Raw genomic sequence first — 2,345 nt, 5'->3', positions numbered from 1 at the left:
TGCGCGCCTTCGCGATCGAGAATGCGCTCCATTGGCTGGCCGAGTACCGTTTCGACGGGCTGCGGCTGGATGCGGTCAATGCCATCCATGAGCCGGGCGAAATTCCGCTGCTGCGCGATCTCAGCATGGCGGTGGGCAAACTTGCCGCGGAAACCGGCCGTCATATCCATCTGCTGCTCGAAAACGGCGACAATGCCGCGAGCTTGCTCGACGCCGGGCAAGACCCGGCCCGCGGAAAATTCCGTGCGCAGTGGAACGACGATTATCACCACGCCTGGCACGTGTGGCTGACCGGCGAGACGCAGGGCTACTACGGTGACCACACGACCTCGCCGCTGCGGGATATTGCCCGCGCGCTCGGCTCTGGCTTTGTCTATCAGGGCGAAGCCTCCGCGTTCCGCGGCGGACAATTGCGCGGCGAACCGAGCGGCCATCTTGCACCCGCCGCCTTCGTCAATTTCATCCAGAACCACGACCAGATCGGCAATCGCGCGCTCGGCGACCGGCTCGAAAACCATGTTGACACGGACGCCATCGAGGCCGCGATGGCGATTACACTGATGGCGCCGGCCGTTCCGATGCTGTTCATGGGAGAGGAGTGGGGCTCGAAGACGCCGTTCCCGTTCTTCTGTGGCTTCGAGGGCGAATTGGCCGACGCGGTCCGCGAGGGGCGGCGCCGGGAGTACGACTGGGCCTACGCCGACCATGGCGAGGGGGTGCCCGATCCACTGGCGCTCTCGACCTTTCGGTCGGCGGTGCTGGATTGGGACGAGCGAAGCCGGCCGGAGGGCAAAAAGCGGCTGGCATTGGTCCGGGAACTTCTGGCGATACGCCGGCGAGAGATCGTTCCCCGGCTTGCGGGCGCAGCCTTCGGCCATGCGCACGCGGCGGATAACGGCTTGCTCGCAGCGGATTGGCGGATGGGCGACGGCGCGACGCTGCGGCTGCTCGCCAATCTGTCCGATATCGCGGTTGCCCGCAAGGAAAGCCAAACGGAAAGCGAAACGGCCGGTACCGTCATCTGGGGCGGCGAGGCCAGTGGGTTGATTGCGCCATGGTCGGTGTTCTGGCGCATCGGTGCCGGGCCATAGATGTCGGTTCGTCAACGTACGCTGGACTCCGGGCTCGCGTTTTCGCGTGCTGAAATGGCGACATTCATGTTTTTCCCGCCAGCTTCCTTGCCGCCAGCTTGATCGACGCCGCCGCGTTCTCATAACCTTCCCACGCCCTGGTTTTCGCCAGCAGCGCCGGCACGGTGTGCACCGTGTAACGCTTCGGCTCGAGATCGCCGCGCAGCTGCGCCCAGCTCAGCGGCATCGACACGGTGGCGCCCGCGCGCGCCCGCGGCGACAGCACCGCGACCGCGGTCGACATCCGGTCGTTGCGCAGATAGTCGAGAAAAATCTTTCCCTTGCGCTGGCTCTTCGACATGTTGAGCAGATAGCGCGCCGGATCGTCATTCGCCATCCACTGGCAGATGCCCTGCGCAAACGCCTTTGCTTCCTTCCATGTCACCCTGTCTTTGGCGCCGTGGAGCAGCGGCGTCACCACGTGCAGGCCCTTGCCGCCGGTGGTCTTGCAGAAACTTTCAAGGCCAACCGCGGTCAGCCGCTGCCGCATATCCAGGGCCGCCGCGATCACCTCGGAAAATTCAACGTCGGGCGCGGGATCGAGATCGAACACCAGCCGGCCGGGGACATCGGGCGCGTCCGGCGCGCAGTTCCAGGGATGCAGCTCCAGCCCGCCGATCTGGGCGATCGCTGCCAGGCCCTCGACCCGGTCGATCTGCAGGTAAGGCTTGCGGTCGCCCGAAATCTTGACCAGCGCCAGCAAATTCGAGGCGCCCGGCATGGCGTGACGCTGGAAGAATTTTTCGCCGTTGATGCCATCCGGAGCACGCAGGATGGAGCATGGCCGGCCCTTGAGGTGGCCGATGATCCATCCGCCGACCGCTTCGAAATATCGTGCAAGATCGAGTTTTGTCACCGCTCGCCCGTCGCCCGCGTCGGGCCACAACGCCTTGTCGGGTTTCGAGATGACGACGCCCATCACCTCGGCGGCTTTATTCGCCGCGGGTTTGCCCTTCGCCGCCGTCTTTCCAGCCAGTCTTGCAACCCTGGTCATGGCCGGCTTCTCCGCCTCGACTTCCGCGGCCGGCTTGTCCAGCCGCAAGCCCTTGAACGCGGCCTGCCGGATGTTTCCGTCCGCGGTAAAGCCAGCGAATTCGATCTCGGCGACCAGCTCGGGCTTCAGCCAGTGCACGTCGCGGGTCTTGGGCGGCGCGTTCTTGCCGCCGAACGGGCTTTTGCCGGAAGCCACAGCCTTCAGCGCCGGCATGATACGCC

The 2,345-nt window shown here is 65.2% G+C and carries 2 protein-coding genes; one reads left to right on the top strand and one right to left on the bottom strand.

The annotated features are described in order from the left end of the window. On the top strand, positions 1 to 1,091 hold a 1,091-nt coding region (locus WCE35_RS08635), incomplete at its 5' end, for a DUF3459 domain-containing protein (RefSeq protein WP_424592927.1). 64 nt (positions 1,092 to 1,155) lie between these two features. Here WCE35_RS08635 and ligD read toward each other — a convergent pair. Beyond that, positions 1,156 to 2,345: DNA ligase D (gene ligD / locus WCE35_RS08630; RefSeq protein WP_424592926.1), on the bottom strand; the 1,190-nt coding region annotated here is incomplete at its 5' end.

This window comes from Bradyrhizobium sp. (assembly GCF_049691595.1).
In the GTDB taxonomy this organism is placed as follows: domain Bacteria; phylum Pseudomonadota; class Alphaproteobacteria; order Rhizobiales; family Xanthobacteraceae; genus Bradyrhizobium.
This window is presented reverse-complemented; position numbering and strand designations above follow the sequence as displayed.